At 46.3% G+C, this 25,120-nt stretch carries 24 protein-coding genes; 12 read left to right on the top strand and 12 right to left on the bottom strand.

The window, feature by feature from the left end; translation table 11 throughout:
- Positions 1–102 precede the first annotated feature (102 nt).
- Positions 103–501: a fluoride efflux transporter CrcB gene (gene crcB / locus H6H02_RS15575; RefSeq protein WP_190819308.1), complete on the top strand. Its 399-nt coding sequence runs from the start codon at positions 103–105 to the stop codon at positions 499–501.
- A gap of 219 nt (positions 502–720) precedes the next feature.
- Positions 721–2,112 (top strand): magnesium transporter, encoded by a 1,392-nt coding sequence (mgtE, locus tag H6H02_RS15570; protein WP_190819306.1) that lies wholly within the window; start codon positions 721–723, stop codon positions 2,110–2,112.
- Positions 2,113–2,358: 246 nt separating this feature from the next.
- Here mgtE and H6H02_RS15565 read toward each other — a convergent pair whose 3' ends face one another.
- The 6 genes from H6H02_RS15565 to H6H02_RS15540 all read right to left on the bottom strand — a co-directional run bounded on the left by H6H02_RS15565 (position 2,359) and on the right by H6H02_RS15540 (position 8,289).
- Entirely contained in the window at positions 2,359–2,613 is a 255-nt protein-coding gene (locus H6H02_RS15565) for a hypothetical protein (protein ID WP_190819304.1), read from the bottom strand.
- Positions 2,614–2,714: 101 nt separating this feature from the next.
- Entirely contained in the window at positions 2,715–3,893 is a 1,179-nt protein-coding gene (locus H6H02_RS15560; protein WP_190819302.1) for an amidohydrolase, read from the bottom strand.
- Between the two features lie 575 nt (positions 3,894–4,468).
- Positions 4,469–5,167, bottom strand: a complete 699-nt coding sequence (locus H6H02_RS15555) for a Uma2 family endonuclease (RefSeq protein ID WP_190819300.1) — start codon at positions 5,165–5,167, stop codon at positions 4,469–4,471.
- 137 nt (positions 5,168–5,304) lie between these two features.
- A complete protein-coding gene (locus tag H6H02_RS15550; protein WP_190819298.1) occupies positions 5,305–6,009 on the bottom strand; it encodes a hypothetical protein in 705 nt (234 codons plus the stop codon).
- Between the two features lie 94 nt (positions 6,010–6,103).
- Positions 6,104–7,762 (bottom strand): protein kinase, encoded by a 1,659-nt coding sequence (locus tag H6H02_RS15545; RefSeq protein WP_190819296.1) that lies wholly within the window; start codon positions 7,760–7,762, stop codon positions 6,104–6,106.
- Between the two features lie 311 nt (positions 7,763–8,073).
- Positions 8,074–8,289, bottom strand: a complete 216-nt coding sequence (locus tag H6H02_RS15540) for a hypothetical protein (protein ID WP_190819294.1) — start codon at positions 8,287–8,289, stop codon at positions 8,074–8,076.
- Between the two features lie 1,171 nt (positions 8,290–9,460).
- Between H6H02_RS15540 and H6H02_RS15535 the strand changes: the two genes are divergently transcribed.
- The 3 genes from H6H02_RS15535 (at position 9,461) to H6H02_RS15525 (ending at position 11,425) form a co-directional block, all read left to right on the top strand.
- The gene (locus H6H02_RS15535) at positions 9,461–9,610 is read left to right on the top strand and encodes a hypothetical protein (RefSeq protein WP_190819292.1); all 150 of its coding nucleotides are present in this window, start codon (positions 9,461–9,463) and stop codon (positions 9,608–9,610) included.
- A 660-nt stretch (positions 9,611–10,270) separates the two neighbouring features.
- Positions 10,271–10,666 carry a hypothetical protein gene (locus tag H6H02_RS15530; RefSeq protein ID WP_242040733.1) on the top strand — a complete coding sequence of 132 codons (396 nt, stop codon included), beginning with the start codon at positions 10,271–10,273 and terminating at the stop codon, positions 10,664–10,666.
- A 240-nt stretch (positions 10,667–10,906) separates the two neighbouring features.
- A complete protein-coding gene (locus tag H6H02_RS15525) occupies positions 10,907–11,425 on the top strand; it encodes a hypothetical protein (protein ID WP_190819290.1) in 519 nt (172 codons plus the stop codon).
- Between the two features lie 129 nt (positions 11,426–11,554).
- Here H6H02_RS15525 and H6H02_RS15520 read toward each other — a convergent pair whose 3' ends face one another.
- Positions 11,555–11,650 carry a cytochrome b6-f complex subunit PetL gene (locus H6H02_RS15520; protein ID WP_190819435.1) on the bottom strand — a complete coding sequence of 32 codons (96 nt, stop codon included), beginning with the start codon at positions 11,648–11,650 and terminating at the stop codon, positions 11,555–11,557.
- Positions 11,651–11,746: 96 nt separating this feature from the next.
- Here H6H02_RS15520 and aroB point away from each other — a divergent pair, with 96 nt between their 5' ends.
- Together aroB and H6H02_RS27665 are read left to right on the top strand one after the other, a co-directional pair.
- The gene (gene aroB / locus H6H02_RS15515) at positions 11,747–12,847 is read left to right on the top strand and encodes a 3-dehydroquinate synthase (RefSeq protein WP_190819288.1); all 1,101 of its coding nucleotides are present in this window, start codon (positions 11,747–11,749) and stop codon (positions 12,845–12,847) included.
- 28 nt (positions 12,848–12,875) lie between these two features.
- Positions 12,876–13,001, top strand: a complete 126-nt coding sequence (locus H6H02_RS27665) for a hypothetical protein (protein WP_277922558.1) — start codon at positions 12,876–12,878, stop codon at positions 12,999–13,001.
- A 120-nt stretch (positions 13,002–13,121) separates the two neighbouring features.
- On the opposite strand, the gene H6H02_RS15510 is transcribed toward H6H02_RS27665, so the two are convergent.
- Complete coding sequence (locus tag H6H02_RS15510) at positions 13,122–13,280, bottom strand: YqaE/Pmp3 family membrane protein (RefSeq protein ID WP_190819286.1); 159 nt, start codon at positions 13,278–13,280, stop codon at positions 13,122–13,124.
- Positions 13,281–13,717: 437 nt separating this feature from the next.
- Between H6H02_RS15510 and H6H02_RS15505 the strand changes: the two genes are divergently transcribed.
- On the top strand, positions 13,718–15,850 hold the full coding sequence (locus H6H02_RS15505) for an ATP-binding protein (RefSeq protein ID WP_206757290.1): 2,133 nt from the start codon (positions 13,718–13,720) through the stop codon (positions 15,848–15,850).
- A gap of 4 nt (positions 15,851–15,854) precedes the next feature.
- Here H6H02_RS15505 and H6H02_RS15500 read toward each other — a convergent pair whose 3' ends face one another.
- A complete protein-coding gene (locus H6H02_RS15500; RefSeq protein ID WP_190819282.1) occupies positions 15,855–16,223 on the bottom strand; it encodes a translation initiation factor in 369 nt (122 codons plus the stop codon).
- Positions 16,224–16,684: 461 nt separating this feature from the next.
- Between H6H02_RS15500 and trpB the strand changes: the two genes are divergently transcribed.
- A complete protein-coding gene (gene trpB, locus H6H02_RS15495; RefSeq protein WP_190819280.1) occupies positions 16,685–17,935 on the top strand; it encodes a tryptophan synthase subunit beta in 1,251 nt (416 codons plus the stop codon).
- 211 nt (positions 17,936–18,146) lie between these two features.
- Here the strand turns inward: trpB and dnaB are convergent, their stop codons facing one another.
- From dnaB to gloB, 3 genes are all read right to left on the bottom strand, one after another.
- Positions 18,147–19,523, bottom strand: coding sequence for a replicative DNA helicase (gene dnaB / locus H6H02_RS15490; protein ID WP_190819433.1), 1,377 nt, complete (start codon positions 19,521–19,523; stop codon positions 18,147–18,149).
- 152 nt (positions 19,524–19,675) lie between these two features.
- Positions 19,676–20,134, bottom strand: a complete 459-nt coding sequence (gene rplI, locus H6H02_RS15485) for a 50S ribosomal protein L9 (protein ID WP_190819278.1) — start codon at positions 20,132–20,134, stop codon at positions 19,676–19,678.
- A 134-nt stretch (positions 20,135–20,268) separates the two neighbouring features.
- Positions 20,269–21,042, bottom strand: coding sequence for a hydroxyacylglutathione hydrolase (gene gloB / locus H6H02_RS15480; RefSeq protein ID WP_190819276.1), 774 nt, complete (start codon positions 21,040–21,042; stop codon positions 20,269–20,271).
- A 163-nt stretch (positions 21,043–21,205) separates the two neighbouring features.
- On the opposite strand from gloB, the gene H6H02_RS15475 reads away from it, so the two are divergent.
- The 3 genes from H6H02_RS15475 to H6H02_RS15465 all read left to right on the top strand — a co-directional run bounded on the left by H6H02_RS15475 (position 21,206) and on the right by H6H02_RS15465 (position 24,933).
- Positions 21,206–21,412, top strand: coding sequence for a hypothetical protein (locus H6H02_RS15475; protein ID WP_190819274.1), 207 nt, complete (start codon positions 21,206–21,208; stop codon positions 21,410–21,412).
- A 251-nt stretch (positions 21,413–21,663) separates the two neighbouring features.
- Positions 21,664–22,875 carry a glycosyltransferase gene (locus tag H6H02_RS15470; protein ID WP_190819272.1) on the top strand — a complete coding sequence of 404 codons (1,212 nt, stop codon included), beginning with the start codon at positions 21,664–21,666 and terminating at the stop codon, positions 22,873–22,875.
- Positions 22,876–22,914: 39 nt separating this feature from the next.
- Positions 22,915–24,933: an ABC transporter ATP-binding protein gene (locus H6H02_RS15465; RefSeq protein WP_190819270.1), complete on the top strand. Its 2,019-nt coding sequence runs from the start codon at positions 22,915–22,917 to the stop codon at positions 24,931–24,933.
- Positions 24,934–25,120 lie beyond the last annotated feature (187 nt).

Genomic DNA, 25,120 nt, shown 5'->3' with positions numbered 1-25,120 from the left:
GCGACAGCAAAGGAACGGGTTAACTAACCTGACCTCCTATGAGAAATCGCTGGCTTGGAGACCCTTCATTCCCTCAGCCTGAGACTCTAATTTTCGAGCTAAATGCTGCAAGACCCCGCGATTCGTCATCCCATTGCCATCAGTTTAGGAGCGATCGCTGGAGCATTGAGTCGCTACTATCTCACCCTCTGGTTTGCCCAACGCTTCGGCACCAGTTTTCCCTACGGCACCTTTTTTATCAACCTTACGGGTTGCTTTGGAATGGGTTTTTTTGCCACTCTGGTCTTAGAACGGGTAGCCAATATTCCCCTAGATGTGCGGTTGATGGTGACAACCGGATTTTTAGGAGCTTACACAACTTTCTCCACTTATGGGTTAGAAACCTATAGTCTATTGCGCGATCGCAGTTATGCCACCGCCGGTATTTACTGGGCAGCGAGCGCCATACTTGGAATTATTAGCGTTGAGCTAGGCACGCTTCTAGCTCGGATCGGGCGGTAAAAAAAACCATGACTGCTTAACACGCGCCATTCCCAGAGTCTTCAATTCTCGATCCTTGGAGACTAGATTGGTCGAGGAAAAATGTCAACAATTGATTAAATAGGGCGGTTGGCTCTCATTGGTGCTGCATTTACTCTTAAATCCCACGAAAACAACCGTACCAATGCCCTTTAGACTAAAAGCAGCAACAAACTTAACACTGGATTAAGAGGGTCTACCTTGACTGACACTAATACTCCCTTCCAGACAGTCTCGCGCAGCGAACTCCGGCAGCTCGTCCGAACGCAGCTGCAAATGCTGCTTGAGACGGAAGACCTTCAGGGGGCAAAAGCAATCCTCGTCCCGGTGCAACCGGCGGACATTGCAGAAGCCATTGAAGGGTTGCCAGAGGCGATGCAAGCGATCGCCTTTCGCTTGCTCTCCAAAGACGAGGCGATCGAAGTTTATGAATATCTAGACTCCAGCGTGCAGCAGGCGCTGATCGAGGAATTCCGTCGGCAGGAAGTTCTAGACATTGTTGATAAAATGTCCCCAGATGACCGGGCACGACTTTTTGATGAACTGCCCGCTACCGTTGTCCGTCGTCTGCTCGAACAGCTCACCCCCACCGAACGCCAAGCGACAGCGCAGTTGTTGGGTTACGAGGCGGGTACTGCTGGACGATTGATGACCCCAGAGTATATCTCTTTGAAAGAAAACATGACGGTGGCGGAAACGCTAGACCGAATTCGCAGTTTAGCCCATGCTACTGAGATTATTTATTACCTCTATATTACGGATGCCGCCCGTCACCTGACGGGAATTTTATCCTTGCGCGACTTGGTCATCGCCGATCCCGATCAAAAGATTGGGGATATCATGACCCGTGATGTAGTGTGTATTTATACCAGCGATGACCAGGAAGAAGTGGCGCGGCTGATCGGGCGCTATGACTTTCTTGCCGTTCCGGTGGTAGACCGGGAGAAGCGTTTGGTGGGCATTGTCACCGTTGATGACGTGATTGACATCATCGAACAAGAAACGACGGAGGATATTTACAAACAGGGCGGTCTCCAGTCGGGGGGCGACAACTATTTCCAGACGGATTTACTCACGGTGGCTCGCAAGCGCGTAGTCTGGTTGTTCGTTTTGCTACTAACCAATACTGTCACCGGCACGATTATCAAAGCGGAAGAGGAAATTCTTCGGCAAGTGGTGTCGCTGGCGGCGTTTATTCCCTTGTTAACCGGGACTGGCGGGAATGTAGGTTCTCAATCCTCGACAGTCGTGATTCGGGGCTTGAATACCGAAGAACTTCGAGAAATGGGGCCAGCACAGGTGGTAATGCGAGAAGCGATCGCTGGGGCACTCCTGGGAGTGATGTTAGGCACCGTGGCAACGTTATGGGCTTTCTGGCTCCTGAATGGAGATTGGGCTGTCTCGCTGGCTGTAGGGATTAGTTTGGTGGCTATCTCGGTTTTGGCATCAGTTGCGGGTTCCGGTCTTCCGTTTATCTTCCGCGCCGTCGGGTTAGATCCGGCTTTGATGTCAGCGCCGTTTATTACAACGGCAGTTGATGTATTGGGCGTACTGATTTACTTTAATTTGGCGCGGCTAATTTTGAAGTTGTAGAAGCAGCGAGTAACTGGATGTCAGTTGAATCAGGAAGTCATTAAGAAGGTGATATCAAATCCGCTTGAAGAACCTAGCGCATTCTCGCCCGCGTAGCGTGCCGGAAGGGGATATAACCGCACTTCTGGCCGCTTCGCTCTCACCCCACCCCCTGGCAAAGAGGGTTTGGAGATGAGGTTTCAAATGATGGCGATTCAAACGAATTTGAGATGCGTGAAACTAAACGTTTCAGATAAAATTTTGCGTCTACAATTCTGTTGCTGTATCAGGAGCAACGATTTCCCCTTCCATACTCATTAAAGCTTCTTGATCGGTAATCAAATCACTCAACTCATGGAAAGTAACGCCCATATCTTCACAAGCTTTCTTGAGTTCTCGCTTAAAGGTGCCTAAATCCTCACCATAACCTGACAGATGAGCCGCAGTTTCAACTCCCTGTTTTGCATTTGCTTTAGCACAATCAACCAGCTCTAAACCTTTGAGAGGTGTGGGTGAGGCCATAAGTAGTTTTGAATTTTAAGTTGTATTATTTGCAGCATACTGAGATTTACTCCAGAGACTTATCCTTCTGGAGTTAGAAAATCGAGGGAATTTAAATGCTTTTAGCGATGGTGCCAATATTTACAGACAGCATAGGCGAGGGTAACGACGCCGGTAATAATGGCAGATTCATCCACCTCAAATTGGGGATGATGTAGCGGGTAGTTTTTTCTGTCCGGGTATCCCACGCCTAGCCGAAACATCGTACCGGGAGCGTGTTCCAGATACATTGAAAAGTCTTCCGCACCGAGAGAGGGTTCCAGTAAAATTTGGACGCGATCGCTTCCCCAGGCTTCTTTGGCAGCTGTTTCCACCAACTGAGTCAGCGCTGAGTCATTTTGTACAGAAGGGACTCCCCGGCGATAGTTGACTTCGCAGGTAGCACCGTAAGTTTTACAGATATTGCAGACAATCTGCTCGATCCACTGGGGTAGACTGGCATGAGTTTCTGGATGCAGCGATCGCACAGTTCCCAATAATCGCACATGATCGGCAATCACGTTTGGGGCGCGTCCGCCCTCGATTTTACCAATCGTTAGCACGACCGGGCGCAGCGGGTTCTGTGTCCGGCTAATCGCTTGCTGAAGAGACGCGATCGCTTGTGCCGCAATCCAAATAGCATCAACTGCCTCATGAGGACGCGCTCCGTGCCCAGATTCGCCTTTAATAATAATCTCCAGATCGTCTGCGGCTGCTGTCAAAGCACCGTAACGAATTCCCACCGATCCTGCCGGGATAGACGGGAAAACGTGAACGCTCATAATCGCGCTGACATTCTCCATCGCTCCATCTGCAACCATCCACCCAGCTCCTTGGGCAATTTCTTCGGCTGGCTGGAACACAAAGCGCACATTTCCCGGTAAGGTATCTCCGAGCTGGGATAGCACCATCACCGTGCCTAACCCCACCGTGGTGTGGACATCGTGACCGCAGGCGTGCATGATTCCCGGAAGACGCGAGGCATACTCTAAACTGGTACGTTCTACAATGGGCAAAGCATCCATATCAGTGCGAATTGCCAGCAGTCGCTCATCGATACCTTGTCCTTTCAACTCTCCAATTACGCCAGTTTTACCAACAGCTTCTTGGACGTGAAGCCCACAGGAAGACAGCACGCCAGCAACATAGGCAGCAGTTTGGTATTCTTGACCGCTTAGTTCTGGGTGAGCATGGATATGTCGTCGGATTTCAATCAGGCGAGGCGCTAGTTTTTCAGCAATGTCTTTAATACGAGTCAGCACGGATTTATTAATTGAGTGAACGCTTATTTCATGATAAGAGTGGTTAAAAATATCAACTGCCCTTTAGTAATTCAATTATAAAGACTGTGAGCGATTACTGAATAATCGGTAAATAGAAAGCGATTGCAGAATATTTACAAAAGCAGTGATTCTGAACCTTGACAAAACCACGATAGAGGCTATATACAGCTAGCTGGAGGTGATGCGATCGCTACTAGGATTGATTGATCTCAAAACGTACTATTAACAACCATCCCAAAATCTAAATATCTTTCCGCCGACATAGTCGAGCCTATAGATTTCGATACTTTATGCATAAAAAATTAGGTAACAATCGCCGATTTATAGGCGATTTCTTCAGGTTATAAAAATAAATTAAAGTTAGCATTGCCGGAAGAATTACTTTATCAAGAAGTAAAAAAATACTAACTGCCAACAAGTAGCGATCGCCTTCAGCTAATTATGCAAAGCTTGTAGTCATGTATCTGCTTGAGCGATCGCTTATATTAGCCCGTTGCTAAAGTCTAGACGTATCGGTAGCCTGCAAAGCCCAGCCTAGGTGAACTAACGAGATATTAAGCTAGCGAGTCTGGATCTAACCCCATCGCACGAAGTTGTTTTGCTAAAAGTTGGGCGCGTTGTTCGGCAAGTTGGGCGCGTTGTTCGGCAAGTTGGGCGCGTTCTTCCGGTGTCAGCAATCTTTGCCCTTGCTTGTCGTACCAGTACAGCCACTCCCTCGTTATTCCTTGATAAATTCCCCGTTCTGCACCAATCGCCAATCCCATTTCTGGTAGCCAAACCGGGTTTCCTGGCTGCAACACATATTCGCCATCAACCAACCGATGCACTTCTAGATGCGGCTTTCTGCGACGACGGGAGGAATAAATTACGTAGTACAAAACCCCTAAATTTGCATAATCTAGCTTTTTCTGGCTGTATTCTTTCCGATAAGTTTGGGATACAACCTCTAACACCATCGTGGGCACACGCTCTTCTTCCCAAATTGCATAACTTAAGCGAAGTTCTTCATCAAAGAACCGCTCGACTCCTAAGCTAAGAAATCCATCGGGGACGATGGCTGGTTTATCCGGATCGTAGTAAATTCCCATATCTACGCCAAAAAACCAATCCATGCGATCTGCCCAAGCCATAGCCAATATTGCTTTTAGCAAACCGGGGATTAAATCTTGCAGTTCATTATCCACAGGCGTTTCGTCAGAATCGGGTAGCTCCTCGGAAGAGGGAAAATACTTCGGTGGCTTGTACTCTAACATGACTAATTTCCCTAAGACTACTGACTCTATGATAAATAAGTAGATACAAACAAAAAAAATTAGAGAAGCCCATTTTCTAAAAAACAGATTTCTCTAATTTTATCCAAGACAGGTAGACTTGTCGCTTAAATAAGGACTTAATCGCAGACTGCAAAATTCTTTTGTTTGCCCTCTACGAAATACAAAGCTTCAGAACAGTAAGCGAGAGAATCTACATCAAGTTGTTTGGGTGGTTCATCGGTTTTGCTAACTTTCCACAATTCAATTGCTGGTGTATTAATATAAGTCTTTTCTTCTGACGATTCTGCTTTCAAAGGGCTATACTTGCGGTTAGCTAAACCTTTTTCTCCTGCGGGTTTGAAGTCCATTGAAGTGTAAATTACCCCTTCTTCTGGCTTCGTGATGCGCCGGTAATCTTTCACGAGCGATCGCTCAAACTTTTCATTGCCTTGATTCAGTGCGATTTGAAACCGGAAGTCAGCCGTTTCTTCAGCCACTAACAACATGGCATAGTCTTTCAACCCATCTTGATTAAAATCAGCCGAGAAGATGCTGCAAGTAAACTTCTGGTTCGGAGTTTCACTAGACTTAAAGTTGCGAATCGATGGCACAAAATCGGATTCCTTGGCGAGGCGGTGTTCGCCTAGCGTTGCTTTCACAGCTTGCGGGACTTCGCCTTGACACTGCAAATCGGGTAACTCAGCCACTGTTGAAGGAGTTGGGGAAGTTGAGGGAATTGGGGAATTTGTCGATGTTGTTGATGTGAACTGGTTAGAATTCGTTGTAGAGTTACAAGCACCCAACATCAGAACCATTGCCAATAGGGAAATTTTTTTTGTCATGAGCTGCTAATTAAATCGGTCTGCTCAAGTAGTGCTTCCAAGATGCGATCGCAAATTCCGGGGATTGAGCGATCACGGCTCAGGCGACACACCGTTAACGCCAGCCCAACCAACGCAGAAAAGGCACAACCAAGTAGTAACTCACGCCTAGCCAGAAGGCTATGGTGACACCCAGAAGACTGAAAAAACCAAGGCTGGGGAGGAGATCGAACGCACTGAGAGTAAAAAAGCCTAAACCCGCAAAAACTCCGGCTGTGCCAGCTGCGGCGACAACGGCGTGAACCAGTTGATGACTCGGCAAACCAAGACCGAGCGTTAGCGGGCCAACAGCAACTGCAATCAACGTTACCATTTGCAGCACCGTTCCAGCAGGCATCAGATGGCAAACCAGCCACCCCAACCCATAGCCGAAGACACCCATTAGTCCAGCGACTAAACGACGCTTGCGTTGACCAAACCCTCCTGCTTCAGTAAGACCCCAAGCCGTTCCCCATCCAGCGAACGTAAACAAGAGAATGGCTTGTCCGACTGGGGGTGGAATATAGGGGAAAACAGACGGTAGTTGCGCCAGCAAAGCGGCGAAATGAGTCCCCAAAGGGAACACATAAGCCAAACAGAAGCCAGTAACTGCAAACACACCCCCTGCAATCCCGCCGACAACCATCTCCCAAAGTGTATCCAGGCAAGCTGTCACAACTTTAGCGATCGCTCGAACCACGAAAAGAGCCGTTTGACCCGCTAGCGTCACAATAGAGGCGATCGCGACCCACAACAGCTTCAGACTTCTGCTGGCGATGGATGCGATCGCATCCGAGAAAGACTGCGGAACCTGGCTGGTTTTCGTCTTCATTGAAGAATCCCCAGCCAGACGCTGCTGAATTTCCACAGCCGTCGCCGGTCGCTGGCGCACATCAGCCTGCACCATATCATCCAGCAAATCAGCGAAGACGGGACTCACCGGGACACAATGACGCCAACGCAACTCTCCTGTCGCCGGGTCTTCCAACTCCGGGGGATATCGACCCGTGAGCAAGTGAATCATCGTTTGACCCAGCGCATAGAAATCTGCCGCAGGTCCCACCGCACCCCCAAAAATCTGCTCTGGCGGACTGTATCCGGGAGAAATCAACCGCGTTGAACTTGCCTCTTGACCCACTTGGACGGTGCCCATCTGTTTCGCCCCGCCAAAATCAATTGCTACCAATTGCCCGGTTTCCTGACGCAGCATCAAGTTGGAGGGTTTAATATCTCGGTGAATAATCTGCCGTCGGTGCAACTCTTGTAAAATATCGAGTGCTTGCTTCAGCCAATTCGTCACCAGCGACTCCGGGCACCCTTGAGGATAGTGGCGATCCAGGATATCTTGCAATGTCTGACCGTTGATTTTTTCCATTACCAGACAAGGCAGACGCCGGTAAGAGGGATGACCCAAATTCACCACAAAATAGCTATCTGGCTCGACGCTAGGGACGCCCGGATGATGCAGACTTGCTAAAACAGATGCTTCTTGTTCAAACAGTTCCTGCGCCTTTGATGAAGATTCCAATAATACCTTCAGCACCCGGTCTGTTGCCAACTGCAAATCCCAGACTGTATAAATGGCAGCGAACCCACCAGCGCCTAAAGTCTGGAGAGGAATATAACGATTGTTCAGATGTAGCGGTGCCCCACAACAGTTGCAAAATTTGTTTCCCCAAGGCTGGGGATAGGGACGCGAACAATCCGGATTAATACAGTGGGCAGCACTGGTCACAGACTAGAATTAGATGAAAACACAAGCTCCCTCGATTCTACCCGACGCCTCAGACTAACCGGAAAACCCGCCAGGATAATATCTTCATCAGTGATAAGTAAATACGATATTACCGCTCTTGGGGAACTTTATTTTTGTTCTACAATCGGCTGAGCGCTTGATAAAGGCACATTGATTCTTAGAACGACATCTATTGGGCGGTATCGGGTGCAATCTAATAATTTAAAGCGTTTAGATACAAACAAAGCCGAAGAATTGCTTCTCCGGCTTTGTTCTCACTTGTCACGCTCCTCTAATTTATTACTAAAAATTTATTTGGCAGAGAGAGCGCTAGCTGCCTGCTGTTGAATCCATGCTGAATGCAAGTCCTCCTCTACAAAAGCCTTTTTTCCAGACTTTAAACTTTCAGCTATAAGCACTTTGATGGTTGGTAAATAAACCCCGTTGACCATTTCATGCCCGTAGCCAACTACTTTACCAGTATTTCCGGTTTTTTGACTAAGAACATCATCCCCTATAGCAAACATGGTTGCCGTCCTTTTCTTATAATTCTCCCACTAATTTAATCCCTGTTTTAAACCCTTGCTTCTATCGAAAGGAAGGAGTAATTTTTCTAAAGAAATATCCGATTATTAAGTCATTAAGTGATTTTGAATACAGTATTTAAAATTATCTTTGTTTTTTTAAAGCAAACTCTATTTTCTTTTGATAAACTTAAGATAGGTGTATCCGTTACCAATTTTACAATTTGCCGAAAATCTAACAAATCGAGATGCTCAATTAACTTGATTTCTCCCCGCTACTCCTGGGTTGGAACCTATAGCCAGCATAAATAGCAAAACTAAATAAAAATATTTAATGGAAAATATATACAATATTTATAACCGAAAATACAGTTAGAAATCAACACTTTATAAGTGTATCTTAAAAAAATATTCATTTAACTAGCAATCCCTATAAGCAGCAACGGCGAACAAGGAATAAAAGAGGTAATTGACTGCTAGATAGAAAAGCCTCAATATCTTCCTCGTTAAGGGGAACTCTTATTTATCTGATTGCAAATTTAAAGATAATCAGCAGTCTGCTAAAAACTAAAGTCTGTAAGAGACTCGGCGTTACCAGTTTCTTAGGGAAAGTTGTTTTTGTTGCAGGTTTTGAGGAGACTTGAGACAAAAATCGCCATGCCATCAGGTGCAACCTCAAGAGGGGAGGAATTGTGGAAATGTGCGATCGCATACATACTCCACTGTTCTATCGCTTGTGCAGTTTTTTTTAATAAACTATATAATTCATCTGTCTTTAGTAAGATTTTAAAGATTTCACGGCATTACATCCTCAAGCCTTCTACCTAACTGCCGCACACGAAAGGTTAGCCGGGAAAGGGTTGAGGGCTACTCAATCAGGGAAAGTATTAAGGCTGTAAAGAACCAAAAAATGTAAGCGTATAAAAAATAAAAAAAGACAAGCTTGTAACTCTGCAAACCCAGTAAAACCGTCGGTAGCCCCAGTGTTTTTACGGTTAATTTTAGTATTTATAATTTTCTAAAGATTACTGAGTTGTTCAGCCTAACCCGTGTAATTACCGGGAAATTTGTGACTCTTAGCCTAAATCTAGTGATTCTTCTGAGGAAATTAGTAGCCAGCTTGTGGGGTAATAAGGGAAGAACAACAACAGCCCAGAGCTGAGAAGGCTAAACCATGACGACATACATTACTTTTGAAACCGCGCTACGGATGCTTGAAAACGCCTATTTAGCTTCAACTATCTTTCTCCTTGCGGCTTCTTACCTGGGTTTAGTAGCGATCAACAAGATTGAAAAAGCTAGCGACAACGTCCCATCACGGTAACTTCAGTTCTCGTTAAACAGCGATCGCTGAAAGTTATCGCTCAAATAGTTTGACTGTTAAAAGTACGTATCTAGCACTCGCGCTACCCTCAACCAAGCAGCGAACTGAAGTTGACAGACTTCCGGAATCATCAGCATCAATCGTGTAGGACAAGTAAATACTTACTGTCCCTCCCAGGAATGACTGCGATGGGTTTGTTCAGCAAAATATTCAGTAATTAGAACATTACTCAGAACAAAGTTCTAGCGGTGCAGATTGTGCAAGTGATGTTAATTAAAAACCGAGGTTAAACCTATCCCCTCACGCTTTCGGATTAAATCTCGATAAATATTCTTCAGTAGAGACCAACATAACCCCTGTCAAGGGGTTTTTTTTTCTGGTTAGGATTCCCGGTAGGCGCTTAGCACTCGCATCGCTCAGAAATCTCTCAAATTTCTACTTTTTGTCCTAGTTTTATTAATCTTTCCTCGTAGCGCATCCCTATACTCTTGCGATCGCAACAGCAGCGATCGCGCAGTCATTCTACTGTCTGGCGCTACTGACAAGGTTCTGCTTATACTTTCTAAAATAATTTATTTCTTCATCCCTCTGGGGGTATATTTTACTCCTTCTTTAGGTATACTTGGCAGAACCGCAAACACAGTTAGGAAGGAAACCTAAATGTCAGGAATGAACTACTTAGAGTTAGAACAAGAAATTGCCAAGATGGCTAGGGCGATGATGACCCGTAATAGCCAGATTGGAAAAGACCTAATCGCGAATTTGAGAAGTCAGATGACCGTGGCAGAGATCGGTGGCATGATGCTGGTGAGTATCGAACGTATAATCTGGTTTGACACCGATTCAGTGTTCTGGACGATAGAGAATCTCATTCCTGCCGATGTAATGCAAGAAATTCGTACTATTACTTCAGTCGCCGTCGGCAAACGTTTGATTTGCAAAGGATTTATGCCAGGAAAAGATTTTAGTGTCGATGCGGCTGGCAAGCTGCTACTCAACGACAAAGCTAAAACAGCGATATTACCTCTGGCGACTCTGACTCCTTTGAAAAGCTGAAGATGCCGCCAGACAATTGGTTAGAAAGCACAACGCTAGACAAGTGAAAAATTCTGAAGCATTGTGCTATCAAGTCTAAGCCTGAGTTGTAAACATCTTCATTTCTAGTGAGTCACAGGATTTGTAGTGATAAGAATCACTAATGAATCAAATGGGTATCACACCCCCCAAACAGATTCGATCACTGAGGGGTATAAGTTAGATGCAAGATACTCAAGTTAGAGGATTCTGTGACTTACAATGCCCGACAAAGCCCTCATTACTAAACCGATTAACCAACCTACAGAAATCTTAAGCCAGTTGCACAGTGGACAGCTCCTCCGGGTCGATGGTTGTCGCGGCAGTGCCTTAATTATCTGTCATCGCCATCATGCAGAATTGGCAGGACCTGGTGCGGGGATTGGCAGCCTGTTTGATATTAATTGTAGCCGGGTGATTCCCATTGGCAACCCAGTAGTAGTTTGCCCTGAGTCTCGCGCCGAGAGACAAAAAGCTTATGAAATCCGGCAACAATGGATTCGCTTTACTCAAAAAGCAATGGAGTATTGCGTGCCGTTGCAGCGTGCCCGGATCATTGTAGTTTTATTTGAAAAATACTTTGGTGTTGAAGCGACTGCCCAGATGCCGGATGAAATTCTGGCTCAATTAGTGGGAGTTTTGCCAAAAACAATCCTAATGGCGCGTCGAGCGACTAGCCAGCCCTGTGAGAGTACCCCAAGGCAATCTACAGTAAAGGTGTTAAGTCTAACAGAAGGATGAGAGATGAAAGGATTCGTTGATTCGTCTTCTGGTATCCTTCTCTAACCCGCCTTAAGCAAGGATGAAGTAGGAAAGAAGTACAGAACGAACAATTCCTTCATCGTTCATCCTTCGCCAGCAGGCTGGTGATTAGATCAGCTTGATGGCGCGGAGACCGAAATACAGCCCCACAGCAACAGCAAAAGCACCACCCAAAAGTAAGACGTAAGCGATCGCTCCAGAGATTTCCATGTTTCCGATAGAACGCAATATCCACTATTGAAACATCAAGTGGAGTAGAATACAGCCCACGGGCGCTTGTTGGTTGATGGGGTTTGGCTTATGGAATCAGTGATTCGGGTTAATTTACCGCAGCAGGCTTACGAAATTGCGATCGCATCTTCGGGTCTAGGGCAACTAGGCGCTAAGATGACCAATTTGAATTTAGGGAAGAAAGTCCTGGTTGTTTCTAACCCAGAAATTTTCCGGCACTATGGTCAAGAAGCGATCGCATCCCTGAAAGAAGCTGGTTTTGACGTTACCGAACTAACCCTTCCCGCTGGCGAACGCTACAAAACTCTCGACTCTGTCCAAAAAATCTACGACGCCACCTTGGAAAATCGCCTAGAACGCTCGTCAACGCTTGTTGCGGTAGGCGGTGGTGTAATTGGTGATATGACTGGCTTTGCTGCCGCTACCTGGCTGCGGGGGATTAACTTTGTACAAGTTCCGACAACACTCTTATCAATGGTTGATGCTGCCATTGGCGGCAAAACCGGCGTTAATCATCCCCAAGGAAAAAATTTAATTGGTGCCTTCCATCAGCCGCGACTGGTTTTAATTGACCCAGAGGTGCTGAAAACCTTGCCGGTGCAAGAATTCCGCGCGGGGATGGCAGAGGTGATTAAGTATGGGATCATCTGGGATGCTGATTTATTTGAGCAGATGGAGCGATCGCCATATCTTGACTCACTCCCCTCTCTTGATGCTCGTTTATTGCAAGAAATCCTGACGCGATCGTGCCAAGCTAAAGCTGATGTCGTCAGCAAAGATGAAAAAGAAGCCGGACTTCGCGCCATTCTCAACTATGGTCACACTATCGGTCATGCTGTAGAAAGCTTAACCGGCTACCGCGTCGTGAATCATGGGGAAGCGGTAGGGATTGGGATGGTCGCGGCAGGTCAGATTGCAGTTAACCTTCAGATGTGGGACAAGGCAGACGCCCAACGTCAAGATGCCCTAATTCAAAAAGCCGGATTACCTACCCAGCTACCAGTGGGGCTAGACATCGAAGCAATTATTGATACATTGCAAACCGATAAAAAAGTGAAAGATGGAAAGGTGCGGTTTGTCCTTCCCACCCAGATTGGGGCGGTCACTGTAACCGACCAAGTGCCGTCAGATGTAATCCGACAGGTGCTGCAACAAATGCTTACTCGCTAGTAACCTGTAAGCGCTAAAAAGTAAGCGCATGAGTGGTTTAGCTGCCTTGGGCTATACCGTCAATTGGGTAACGAAGTCGGCTGCTGTGCTACTTCGAGATGATCCAGCAGCTATCAAAGAAGCAAGTCTAGAGGCACTGGATCAGTGCCTCTGAGTAATTGTCTTTGCCGCCTTGGAAATAAATCGTGCTGAAAAAAGAAGCCATGAAGATGGCTCCTTTTTTCCTTGGAAGGGAAGCTGGATGGGCAGATTCTGGAGGAATGGAGAGCGATCGCTATTTTCTGGCAATAACCCACACCGCATGAATAATTCCGGGAAATAAACCTAGAAAAGTCAAGACCAGATTGATCCAAAAGTCTTTTCCAAAGCCAACTTGCAAGAAAACACCCAGCGGTGGAACAAAAATAGCGATCAAGATACGGAAGAGATCCATAAAAACACCTTTTGAAAATTATTGGGAATTTCTACTAGAATGTCATTAATTTGGGAGATCCCCCTCTCTATTCCGATAGAAATGTCAATCTATCGGTGAGCTGATAGGATAAATTTACTGTGATGTTTGCTACTAAAATGCTTAATCTTTTTAAGATTTTTAAAATATTAAGTAATATCTATAAGTAGAGAGATTAGCGAAAGGGGATGGTGGGCGAGCGCTTAGAAGCTATTGGTTTCTGCCAAAGCATCGCGAAAATCCTCCTAACATCAGGCTGCGTTGCATATTTAACGCCAACGCAGGAACTTTTTTGGGGAAAATCAGTCTAAGATGCGATGTTGCCCCGAACAATATGAAGTTATTCTATTAGAAAATAAAGGCACAAATAAGCAAAGCTATTATTGCAGCAAATCCAGCAAAATCTAAGCGTCGCTGATATGGGTATTACTGCTGATACAGAAGCGTTGTCGAGGGAAATTAAGGGTGCAATGGTAAATGACCTAGACCAGCAGGTTGAAGATTCCCTACAGCGACTTGAGCAGCTGTGGCAGTGTACTGAAAAGTTACCAATATCTCACCTAGGGCCACTCGTGGATGCTCTGAAAGAACTATCAAACCAGCTGCAAAAGATGCAGGGCGTCATCGAGGAACTGCGCCAACAAATTCAGCAAGAATTCGCTAACAAAAATCACGCAGAACTCGAAGAACAGCAACGTTCCCCAGCCGAGGGTGCGTTGATCTCCGATTCCACTCCCCAAGAAATGCAAATAATCGAGCCTGCTCATAGCAATTCAGAGGCGGTTTCTCAGGGAAGGGGAATTGGGTTTTTGGTGACAAATCGAGAAGCCGTAATTTTATCAGCTAACTGGACAAGCGGTGAGTTGCTCGAAAGCATTCCAGAAACCTTGATCGGTAAGCCGCTGGTGGAGTTTGTGGCAACGGATGCTCACAGGGACTTTCACACTCAGCTCAGCGCCCTCCAACAGGGATCTGTTGCCAATAACTGGGAAATCTGCTTGCAAACAAGGCAGGGTAAGACGTTTAACGCTATTGTTACTGTCGAGCCAGTGCAAGAGCCGCAATTTCTGCAAGTTGTGGGTCTACGCTGGCTGTTGCAACAAATACCTCCCTCTCAAGACGATCGGTTAGTGGATTGTTCGGCGGCAAATTGGGAGTGTGCCGAGAGGAATCTAAAAAATCAGGTTGAGGGAAAAATTACCCAAAATGATAGCGGGGTAAAAGATACGAGGTTGCAAAAAACGCTGCACGAGCAACCCTACGACCAGCTCAATCGCGATCGCACAACCCACTTGCAACAGATACTCGACTTTGAAGCAATGCTTAAACGCATTACTGACAAAGTCCGCGATACCCTCGACGAAAACCATATTTTGCAAACTGCCGTCGAAGAATTAACCTTGGTGTTGGGGATTGAAGGCTGCGATACAGCTTTGTACGATGCCAACCAAACCACGGCGACAATCGTTCACGAGTACACCCAAGGATTACCATCAGCGCTAGGGCAAGTCGTCACAATTTCCGACTTGTTTAAAGAGGATGCTCAATTGCTGAAAGGTCAGTATTTCCAGTTTTGTCATCTAATCCCTGAGATTCGAGGAGCGGTGGCTATCCTCGCTTGTCCAATTTTTGATAGCCAAGCAGTGTTCGGGGATCTGTGGTTATTTAAGCGGCAGGAAGAAGCTTTCAACGAGCTGGAAATCCAGCTTGTGCAGCAAGTGGCGTCTCAATGCGCGATCGCAATTCGACAAGCCCGACTCTACCAAGCAGCGCAAGCCCAAGTCGCAGAATTGGAAAAGCTGAATCGCCTCAAAGATGACTTCCTGAGTACCGTTCCCCATGAATTGCGATCGCCAGTTGCCAACATGAAAATGGCGATTCAGATGTTGGGGATTGCCTTGAATAAAGACCACGGACTGTTTGCAGAACTCTCTAAGCCACCAGCCCAAAGAAACAAAGTGGCTCGCTACTTCCATATTTTGCATAACGAATGCGAAAGAGAAACCAACTTAATCAACGATCTTCTAGAGTGGCAGCGGATCAATGCAGAGATTCAGCCTTTGGTACTGACAAGCATTCAGCTACAAGATTGGCTGCCCACAATTGTAGAACCTTTTCAAAAGCCCGCCCAAGAACGCGATCGCCACTTAGAAATTCACCTTGAGTCAGAACTGCCTCCCTTAATTTGCGATCGCACCAGTTTAGGACGCATATTAAGCGAGTTACTCAATAATGCCTGCAAGTACACGCCATTAGCTGAACGGATTGCGGTAAAAGCACGTAGCGCCGCCGATAAGATGGAAGTGAGTGTAATGAATACCGGCGTAGAAATTCCGACAGGCGAACGCGAACGAGTCTTTGAAAAGTTTTACCGCATTCCCAACTCCGATCCCTGGAAGCAAGGCGGGACTGGTTTGGGACTAGCCCTGGTACAGAAATTGGTTGCCAATTTAGGAGGCGCGATTCATCTGGAAAGTGCTGCCAATTACACTTGCTTTACAGTGTCGTTGCCACTAAAACCTTCGATTGTTTCCGACGCGGAATCTCCCTAGAAAATCAGCCGCCACTGATTTTCGCTTTGTATCCCAAAGTTGCGAGAACTTGGACGAGTTTCTGAGTATGATCGCCCTGAATTTCAATCGCATTTTCCTTCACTGTGCCCCCCGTGCCGCACTGAGCTTTCAACTGTTTTGCCAAGGCTTCCAGAGTGTCTGGTTTTACCTGAAAGCCACTAATTACAGTTACAGTTTTGCCCTTTCTTCCTTTCCGAGATGCCTGAACTTTGAGGTTTTGCTGATTAGGGGGTAGTTCTGGTACGGGTCGTTCTAAGGCATCTGAATTATCGGTGTTTCCGAATTCCGAGTAGATAACGCGATTTTGAGCGGGTGTTTTAGAACTGGATGCTTTGCCCTTGGAAGAAGACATAACAGTGAGTCGGGTAAAAGTTATTCAAGAACAGATTAGATCGAGAAGGAGCCGGAAATCTCTTCAAAATTTGGGCGCGAGCTTTGTCCGTGATTTATTCAGATGTAACGATCCTATTTGACTTGTAAGCCAGGAACTCTCGCCTTTAGGAATCATTGAAGAGTGCTATATAGCAGTTCTCAATGAGAGTGTGTGAAATACATCTGGAGGAGCGTGTTTGTCTACCCTGTAGGGCAATTTTACCGAATTTTTTAAATCTCGATTGCCGCCAAAATCGAATCAGCCGCCCCTGCCATCCAGTCAATGCAACTCCAGTTCCTATCTCAACGGCTGCACCTCCCACTCCTACTCTATCTCCGAGATGCTAGAACCTTCCGGCCCAGTTCCAGCTCACTAATTTTGTTTTGGATAAACTCATCGAAACTATAATGAAGTTTGTGTTGTAATTCCCACAATTCGCTGTGACACGTACTCCCATTTCTCCGGATTCCCAAGAAACTGCTAACGCTTCTGTACAACAACCCGACGCACTAGGGCGATTTGGACGATTTGGCGGCAAGTACGTGCCGGAAACGTTGATGCCAGCGCTGAGCGAGTTGGAAGCGGCTTTTCAAAAATACCGGGCTGAACCTGCTTTCCAGCAAGAACTTCAAGGATTGCTGCGGGATTATGTAGGTCGCCCTAGCCCTCTTTATTTTGCCGAACGTTTGACGGCTCACTATGCAAAGCCAGATGGTACGGGACCGCAAATTTATCTGAAGCGGGAAGATTTGAACCATACGGGTGCCCACAAAATTAACAATGCTTTGGCTCAGGTATTGTTAGCAAAGCGAATGGGCAAGCAGCGCATTATTGCAGAAACGGGTGCCGGACAGCATGGCGTCGCTACAGCCACGGTTTGCGCTCGATTTGGTCTGGATTGCGTCATTTATATGGGCGTCCAGGATATGGAACGACAATCGCTGAATGTGTTCCGGATGCGGCTGATGGGGGCAGAGGTGCGCCCTGTGGCGGCGGGAACGGGAACGCTCAAAGATGCCACGTCGGAAGCCATTCGGGATTGGGTAACGAATGTAGAAACAACTCACTACATATTAGGTTCGGTTGCAGGCCCTCACCCTTATCCGATGCTGGTGCGCGATTTCCATGCAGTAATTGGTCAGGAAACTCGCGCTCAAGCGATGGAGAAATGGGGCGGCTTGCCGGATATTCTCCTGGCTTGCGTCGGCGGTGGCTCAAATGCGATGGGACTTTTCTACGAGTTTGTCAAAGACTCATCAGTCCGGCTGATTGGAATTGAGGCGGCTGGGGAGGGCGTTGATACCGAGAAACACGCTGCCACGCTTACTAAGGGACGGGTAGGAGTTTTACACGGGGCGATGAGCTATTTGCTGCAAGATGAGGATGGTCAAGTGGTGGAGGCGCATTCTATCAGTGCTGGTCTAGATTATCCCGGTGTTGGCCCGGAGCATAGTTATCTCAAGGATGAGGGTCGGGCTGAATATTACAGCGTGACTGACCAAGAGGCTTTGGTAGCGTTTCGGCAGTTGTCGCAGCTAGAGGGAATTATTCCAGCGTTGGAAACGTCTCACGCGATCGCTTACCTGGATATTCTCTGCCCTCAACTGACTGGCAATCCCCGCATTGTCATCAACTGCTCTGGACGCGGCGATAAGGATGTGCAAACAGTTGCTAAAGTCCTGTCTCTTTAAAGGCGATTAACTGTCTTTTCAATTCGGTCATGGCTCAAGAGTATTGAGTAAGATTTACCCACTACTCTTCATTTTTCATGAAACAAAACAAGGTAAAGTAAACTGATTGAAACCTCCTTGCCTCACCGAAAAGCAAAGAGAAATTTGGGGTGAGGTTGCGAGTGGATATATTGTACTCAATACATCGCACTTGATTGAGAACGTTCCATCCTCAACGATTGGAAGAAGCCAGATTACGAAAACGTGTAAATTGCGGATCGAATAATAGTCTTACAGTCCCTACCGGCCCATTGCGATGTTTTGCAATAATAATCTCTGCAATGCCTCGGTCAGGCGTGTCATTGTTATAGTATTCATCCCGATAAAGCATGATGATTAAGTCAGCATCTTGCTCAATACTTCCACTTTCACGTAAATCTGACATCATCGGGCGCTTATTGTTACGCGCTTCGACGCCGCGACTGAGCTGGGATAAGGCAATAATCGGGACGTTGAGTTCGCGGGCTAAACCTTTGAGACTTCGCGTCATTTTCGACAATTCTTGTACCCGATTGTCACTGGCTCCTTCCATTAATTGCAAGTAATCTAAGAGAATTAATCCCAACTGTCCATGCTGTTCTGCCTGGAGACGACGAGCTTGCGATCGCATCTGCATCACCGTCATGTTAGGCGTATCGTCAATGTAGATTGGCATCTCCGAGAGGTTGCCGAGGGCGTGTGAGAGCGGTTCCCACTCGTTTTGACTAATTCGCCCAGCCCGCAGGCGGTTACTCTCAATCTCAGCCTCACTTGCCAGCATCCGCTGCACCAGCTGTTCTTTAGACATTTCTAGACTAAAAACAGCGACTGGCAATTTATGAAATTCAGCAATATTGCGAGCAATATTTAAACAGATAGCGGTTTTCCCCATAGAGGGTCTTCCCGCCACAATAATCAAGTCAGAACGCTGAAAACCACCAGTCATCGCGTCGAGGTCATAGAAGCCACAGGGAAGACCGGGGAGAGCCAGATCCTGATGGCGGATTTCAATGTCCTGAAACGTATTGATCAGCGTGTCGGAAATGGGTACCAGACCTTGCTGCGGGCGATCCTGGGTGAGGCTAAAAACTTTCTGTTCCGCCTGGTCGAGAATCGTTTCCAGCTCGGTCGCTGTCTCATAACCCAACTGAGAAATCTCGCCGCCTGCCTGAATTAACTTCCGGCGCAGGTACTTATCCATCACCAGTGCCGCATACTGGTCGATGTTGACGGCGGAAACAGTGCGATCTACTAGTTGGGCTAACTTACTCTGTCCGCCCACCTTGTCAAGTTCGCTCCTGTCGTACAGCCAAGTAGTAACACTCATCAAATCTGTGGGTTTGCCTTGACTGCTCAAGGCAAGGGCGGCGCGATAGATTGCCTTATGAGCGTTAATCGAAAAGGCGTCTGGCAGCAGGATATCGGCAACCCGACCGATGGCTTCCGGATCTAGTAAAATACCTCCCAAAATGCTTTCTTCGGCTTCAATGTTTTGGGGGGGTAAGCGATTCGCCAAGGACGACATCGCTTCGTTACCGTTTTTGCCTTGGAAATTCAGTTCGTGAGCCATAACAAGGCCGTTCTCAGAAAGATTCAGACCACGAGTATGATAATGGGGGTTAAGCGATCGCACTCCTGCTTCACTCAACCCCCTTTCCTGGCAGGAAACTATCGGTCAAACCGTTGTGGCGGCGACTCAAGTTTTCAGGTAAGGCACTACGATTAGCTGGGCACAACCTGAATTTGCACAACCGCACTAACTTCAGGGTGTAGCTTGATCTCTGCTTTGTAGGTGCCCGTCTCACCAATATCGGGAAGACTAACCGTCCGACGATCGATTTCCTTCCCAGTGGCTTGGAGAATGGCTGCCACCACTTCTGCGCTGGTGACGGTACCGAAAATGGCATTTTCCTCACCCACCTGCTTGGCGATGGTGTAGCTGCCCACAGCTTCTATGGCAGTCTTCAGCTCAAGGCTTTGCTGTTTTTCTTCCAACAGGCGCACCCGCTCTTTTTCTTTGCGCCGTTCGACTTGCTTGAGCAAGCCGGGAGTGGCAGGAATTCCCAGTTGTTGGGGAATTAGATAATTCCGAGCATAGCCGGGAGCGACTTCAACCAAGTCACCGCTTTTTCCTAGCTTGCTGACATCTTGATTCAAAACTAATTGCACGCGCTTCGCCATAGTTTTTTTCTGCTACAGACAAAAGAAAATTAATCGTGGGGTAGAACACTCCATACTACGAAAATATGTTGAGCGATCGCAATATAAAATCTGAATTCAACAAATACCTCGCGGTCTTGCAGGGGTGCAGAATCCTAAAACCGATCTTTCATCCCCCGCAGTCGCGCAAAAGTCTGCACGGGATCTTGGCTGTTCACCGCTGATTGCAGCGTCGGAGTGTCCCAACGCAAAAATGGATTCGTGCGCTTTTCTACTCCCAGCCGTGATGGCACCGTTGCCTCGAAACGACTGCGGGCGGCTTTGACTTCAGCATAGCGGGATTGTAAATCTGGGTTTCCCCCATCAACTGTGAGAGCAAATTGGAGGTTCTTCAGGGTGTATTCATGAGCGCACCAAATGCAGGTCGTATCGGGTAAAGCTCTGAGCTTGCTCAAGCTGGACACCATCTGAGTGGGTGAGCCTTCAAACAACCTGCCACAGCCACCGGCAAACAAGGTGTCACCACAGAATAAATCGCCCGTCTCCTCAGCGGTTGCTGGCGCGAAGTAGTAAGCGATGTGGGCGCGGGTATGTCCGGGAACGAAGAAAACTTCGCCAATTCTATCGGCAAACTCGACGCGATCGCCCTCCTGCAAAAATACCTGTTGCCCCGGAATCCTCCCTTTATCCTCAGCCCCCCCATACACGCAAGCATCCGGAAAGCGTTGTATCAGCTGCCGATTTCCGCCCACATGATCGCTATGATGGTGAGTATTGAAAATTGCCACCAACTGCACGTCAATTTCTTGCAAGCGTTGCAGTACCGGCTGAGCTTCAGCGGGATCTACAACCGCTGCTATCTTCTGAGTCGGGTCATGCAGCAAAAAGATGTAGTTGTCAGAAAGTACCGGAATTCGGTCAACCTGCATTTACCACTGCCTCTGTAAGCGAGTGTTCTGACGGAACAGAACTTTATCATTTCTTAACATTATTCTTACAGAAACTTTAGACAAATGCCAACGAACGGCAAACAGATAATCTTAAGTAAGCACCAGTCATAATCGCCGAAAATTAAGGAGCAACCAACCGTCTATGCCCTGGACACGAGAACGCCAGTCAAACCTACAGAATCAACAAATGGTAGACCGTATCCTTTCATCGGGTCAATTGACCCGAACCGAGTATCTACATCTGACAACGGCTATCCTTTCAGATTACCTAGTGACAGACGAAGAACGTCGCCAGCTTAATCGCATCTTTGACAATATCCAAACAGGTCATCTAAAGTTCGCGGACTAGACCTTCTTCAAATCCCTCTCTTAGCAGCAGGGGATGACGAAAAGACATTTAACCTCTGCTGACCTGATTTAGTTGCCATTGGTTCTTTCTGCCGTATACCATCCCCCTTTTTTGCTGATGTTCCAGATTCACCGATTATACTAATGAAGAATGAAGGCGGTCTCTAGAGTGCATTAACTTGGTTTTTCAAACTAGCTTGTACTATTACTCGCTCAACCTATGTTCAACGATTCTAAAAATACTTAAAATTTGTGGATTTACAGCAAAACAAAAAATTAAAAATCTCATTAGTTGTTAGCGATCTATCCGCTAGTGGGGCAGGAAGATGGGGGGGGGCTGTCCGCACATTCCTGCTATATGAAGCCTTAAAAAAACTAGACTATGAAGTAAAAATCTTTGGGTTTGTTTTTGGCGACGAATCATCACAAATATCTCAGTCAGAAATACCAATTGTTGCCATCCCTTGCGCTTATCATTCAGGTTTTATAAAAGCCGCTCAAAAGCTCTTAAAACAAATAGATGGAGACATTATATACGCCGTAAAGCTAAAACCGACAAGTTTTGGGTTATCTATTATCAAGAAGCTAACGGCTCGTCGTCCGGTTATTTTAGATATAGATGACTGGGAACTCAGTTGGCATGGAGGCGAACAATGGAAATATCGTCCCAGTTTAAAGCAATTTTATAGAGATACTTTGAAACCTGATGGGGCATTAAGATATCCAGATCACCCTCTTTATTTAAAGTGGATGGAAAGCTTAGTATCTTATGCCGATACCGTTACCTTACATACTCAGTTTTTGAAAGAACGCTTTGGAGGTGTGTATTTACCGAATGGTAAAGATACGACTCTTTTCGATCCTAGCCAATTCGATGCTGAGGCAAGTAGAATCCGTTATGGTCTTGCAGACTACCGGATTTTAATGTTTCCTGGAGCGCCACGACCTTACAAAGGTCTTGAAGATGTCTTAGCAGCACTAGAGATGCTAAATCAGCCAGACCTTAGACTTGTAATTGTTGGGGGAAGTCCATACGATGCCTACGATAATCAATTGATGCAACAGTGGGGGCGTTGGATTATCAAATTGCCAAAATATCCAGTTTCAGAAATGCCTGCTGTAGTAGCCGCTGCCCATATTGTGGTTGTTCCCCAACGAGATACCCCTGCCGCGCAAGCTCAATTCCCGCTCAAACTAACCGATGGGATGGCAATGGCAAAGCCAATTCTGTCCACTTACGTTGGCGATATTCCAAAGATTTTAGGCGGCACAGGTTATCTAGTTGCTCCTGAATCTGCAGAAGAAATTGCTGAGAAAATACAATGGATATTCGAGCATTTAGATGAAGCAAATCAGCAGGGCATGAAAGCAAGGGAAAGATGTATATCCCTCTATAGTACTGAGACAATGGCAGCTATACTATCTGATGTGATTAAAGATTTGCAAGTAGCTGGGAAACTTTAAATTATCAAGGAATTGAGGCTCAACTCGTAGCAAAAAAATATGCTTTCAAACTCTAGTAAGTTACTTCTAAAATTTGCGTTACGCTATCCTATTTTAGTCGTAGCGACAATCATTCTTGGCTTCTCCGGCGCTTTATTTAATGGTGTGAGTACAACCTTAATTGTACCGGTAGTGCTGGACTTTTTAGGGCAAAGTCAGCTGGATTTAAATGGAGGACCCCCGATCATTCGGAGAATGCTATCTGTGTTTGACGGTTTTTCGGGAGAAAACCGTCTCATAGCAATGACGGCAGCAGTATTACTAGCCATTATTCTGAAAAATGTGACTAGCTATATCAGCTCTCTAGTCGGTAGTTACCTATCTAAATCCTTAGTTAATGATATTCGTAAAGAAGGGATTCAGCTCTTATTAGATGTCGATCTTGAGTATTTTGGAAAAACGAAAATTGGAGATGTTATCAATCGATTAGGACAAGAAGTTAGCCGGACTGCTGGTTCAATTCGCGTTTTAATCCGGCTGTTTGTTACAGTAGCCACAATTTTAGTATTTGTTTGGATATTATTATTAATTTCTTGGCAACTTACCTTAGCCTCTACAGTTCTGTTGGTTTTAGTAACGCTACCAAATCAATATTATATCCAGCGATCTAAGAGATTCGGAAAGGCGGTATCAAGAGCATCAAAGGCTTATTCTAGTGCCCAACTTGAAGTTTTGACTGGGATTCGGCTCATCAAAAGTGTTAGTAATGAAGAGCGAGAATTTGAGCGACTAAACAAACTGATTAAGGAACGCGAACAAGCGGAATTACAATCGCAAGCGAACTCGGGAGCGATTGGACCTATCAACGAAGTATCGGGAATTATTGTTGTATTAGCAATTGTATTGTTAGGTCGTGCTTTGTTTTTGCAGCAGTTGGAGTCGCTTTCAGCAGTACTGCTGACTTATCTAGTTGTCTTGTTCCGGTTACTGCCTTTCGTAGGTCAGTTAAACAGCGCGAGGGGCGAATTTGCCAACTCTGCCCCCAGCGTTGAAGTGGTGACAGATTTCTTGCGCCGGGATAACAAACCATTAATGGTGAATGGTAGCGTTCCTTACACCGGATTTAAAGAAGAAATTCGTTTTGAGGGCGTGTCTTTTGCCTATCCGGGGAATGAGGATTTAATTCTAAACAAGATAAATTTAGGAATTCCTAAAGGAAAAACTCTTGCTTTAGTAGGAGCATCGGGGGCAGGCAAGTCAACGCTAGTCGATCTGCTACCCAGATTTTACGATCCGATAGAGGGTCGCATCACGATAGATGAAAGAGATATGAAGGAATTTGACATGCACTCGCTGAGGAAAGAGATGGGCATTGTCAGCCAAGATACATTCCTATTTAACGATTCCGTCCGTAATAATATCGCCTACGCATGGGAGAAATTGACTGATGAAGAGGTGATTGCAGCGGCTAAACGAGCAAACGCCTACGAATTCATTGTGAATTTACCCCAAGGCTTTGATACAACGATAGGAGATCGAGGAGTTCTCCTATCGGGAGGACAACGACAACGGATTGCGATCGCTCGTGCACTGCTACGCAACCCAGAAATCCTGATTTTAGATGAAGCCACCAGTGCCCTGGATACGGTTTCAGAGCGTTTGGTACAACAGGCAATTGATGAGCTTTGCCGCGATCGCACAACAGTGGTGATTGCTCACCGCCTTTCCACCGTCCAGAAAGCCGATCAAATTGCCGTGATGGAAAAAGGTTGTGTTGTAGAACTCGGCACTCATGAAGAACTGTTAAAGAAAAACGGCTACTACACTCGCCTGTACTCAATGCAGTTCTCTGAAACAACTCAAAATGTCATTAAAGCCGCTGTTAATGAAGCTTTAGTCAAAACCTCTTACGAAGTTCGGTCTCGTTTGAACCCGATGATTGGTTTCCTCAAGTTAGTGGTTGATGACTTAGTAGACAGTACAGAAGAGTCGCGCGAACTGACTGAGGAAGCTTACGAGTCGGCAATTCGCCTGCTCAGAACTTTAGAATTTCTAGAAGAAAGCTCGAAAATTAAGTAAAAATATAGCTTTCTCTTAATCTCTTTTCCTAGTTCTCAGAGAAAAATCCTCAATGGTGGTGAATCAGCGTATAAATAATTTAACGTGAGTTCGGGTTAAGCGGAGGGGAGCAAATTGTGGTCAATCGCAATCGAGGGCTTGTTCGGCTGGTGACAGTAAGCGATTAAGCCACACACCACGTTCACCA

It is taken from the genome of Coleofasciculus sp. FACHB-1120 (assembly GCF_014698845.1).
In the GTDB taxonomy this organism is placed as follows: Bacteria; Cyanobacteriota; Cyanobacteriia; order Cyanobacteriales; family FACHB-T130; genus FACHB-T130.
The sequence above is the reverse complement of the archived record's forward strand: the minus strand, read 5'-3'. Positions and strand labels throughout refer to the sequence as shown.

Coding starts and splice junctions, on each gene's coding strand:
- rplI (WP_190819278.1), bottom strand. CDS start 20,134: ATGGCGAAGCGCGTGCAATTAGTTTTGAATCAAGATGTCAGCAAGCTA.
- H6H02_RS15540 (WP_190819294.1), bottom strand. CDS start 8,289: ATGTTTGCTATAGGGGATGATGTTCTTAGTCAAAAAACCGGAAATACT.
- dnaB (WP_190819433.1), bottom strand. CDS start 19,523: ATGGCTCACGAACTGAATTTCCAAGGCAAAAACGGTAACGAAGCGATG.
- H6H02_RS15500 (WP_190819282.1), bottom strand. CDS start 16,223: ATGTCTTCTTCCAAGGGCAAAGCATCCAGTTCTAAAACACCCGCTCAA.
- crcB (WP_190819308.1), top strand. CDS start 103: ATGCTGCAAGACCCCGCGATTCGTCATCCCATTGCCATCAGTTTAGGA.
- H6H02_RS15565 (WP_190819304.1), bottom strand. CDS start 2,613: ATGGCCTCACCCACACCTCTCAAAGGTTTAGAGCTGGTTGATTGTGCT.
- H6H02_RS15530 (WP_242040733.1), top strand. CDS start 10,271: ATGTCAGGAATGAACTACTTAGAGTTAGAACAAGAAATTGCCAAGATG.
- gloB (WP_190819276.1), bottom strand. CDS start 21,042: ATGCAGGTTGACCGAATTCCGGTACTTTCTGACAACTACATCTTTTTG.
- H6H02_RS27665 (WP_277922558.1), top strand. CDS start 12,876: ATGAGTGGTTTAGCTGCCTTGGGCTATACCGTCAATTGGGTAACGAAG.
- aroB (WP_190819288.1), top strand. CDS start 11,747: ATGGAATCAGTGATTCGGGTTAATTTACCGCAGCAGGCTTACGAAATT.
- H6H02_RS15555 (WP_190819300.1), bottom strand. CDS start 5,167: ATGTTAGAGTACAAGCCACCGAAGTATTTTCCCTCTTCCGAGGAGCTA.
- H6H02_RS15475 (WP_190819274.1), top strand. CDS start 21,206: ATGCCCTGGACACGAGAACGCCAGTCAAACCTACAGAATCAACAAATG.
- H6H02_RS15550 (WP_190819298.1), bottom strand. CDS start 6,009: ATGACAAAAAAAATTTCCCTATTGGCAATGGTTCTGATGTTGGGTGCT.
- H6H02_RS15535 (WP_190819292.1), top strand. CDS start 9,461: ATGACGACATACATTACTTTTGAAACCGCGCTACGGATGCTTGAAAAC.
- H6H02_RS15525 (WP_190819290.1), top strand. CDS start 10,907: ATGCCCGACAAAGCCCTCATTACTAAACCGATTAACCAACCTACAGAA.
- H6H02_RS15465 (WP_190819270.1), top strand. CDS start 22,915: ATGCTTTCAAACTCTAGTAAGTTACTTCTAAAATTTGCGTTACGCTAT.
- H6H02_RS15510 (WP_190819286.1), bottom strand. CDS start 13,280: ATGGATCTCTTCCGTATCTTGATCGCTATTTTTGTTCCACCGCTGGGT.
- H6H02_RS15505 (WP_206757290.1), top strand. CDS start 13,718: ATGGGTATTACTGCTGATACAGAAGCGTTGTCGAGGGAAATTAAGGGT.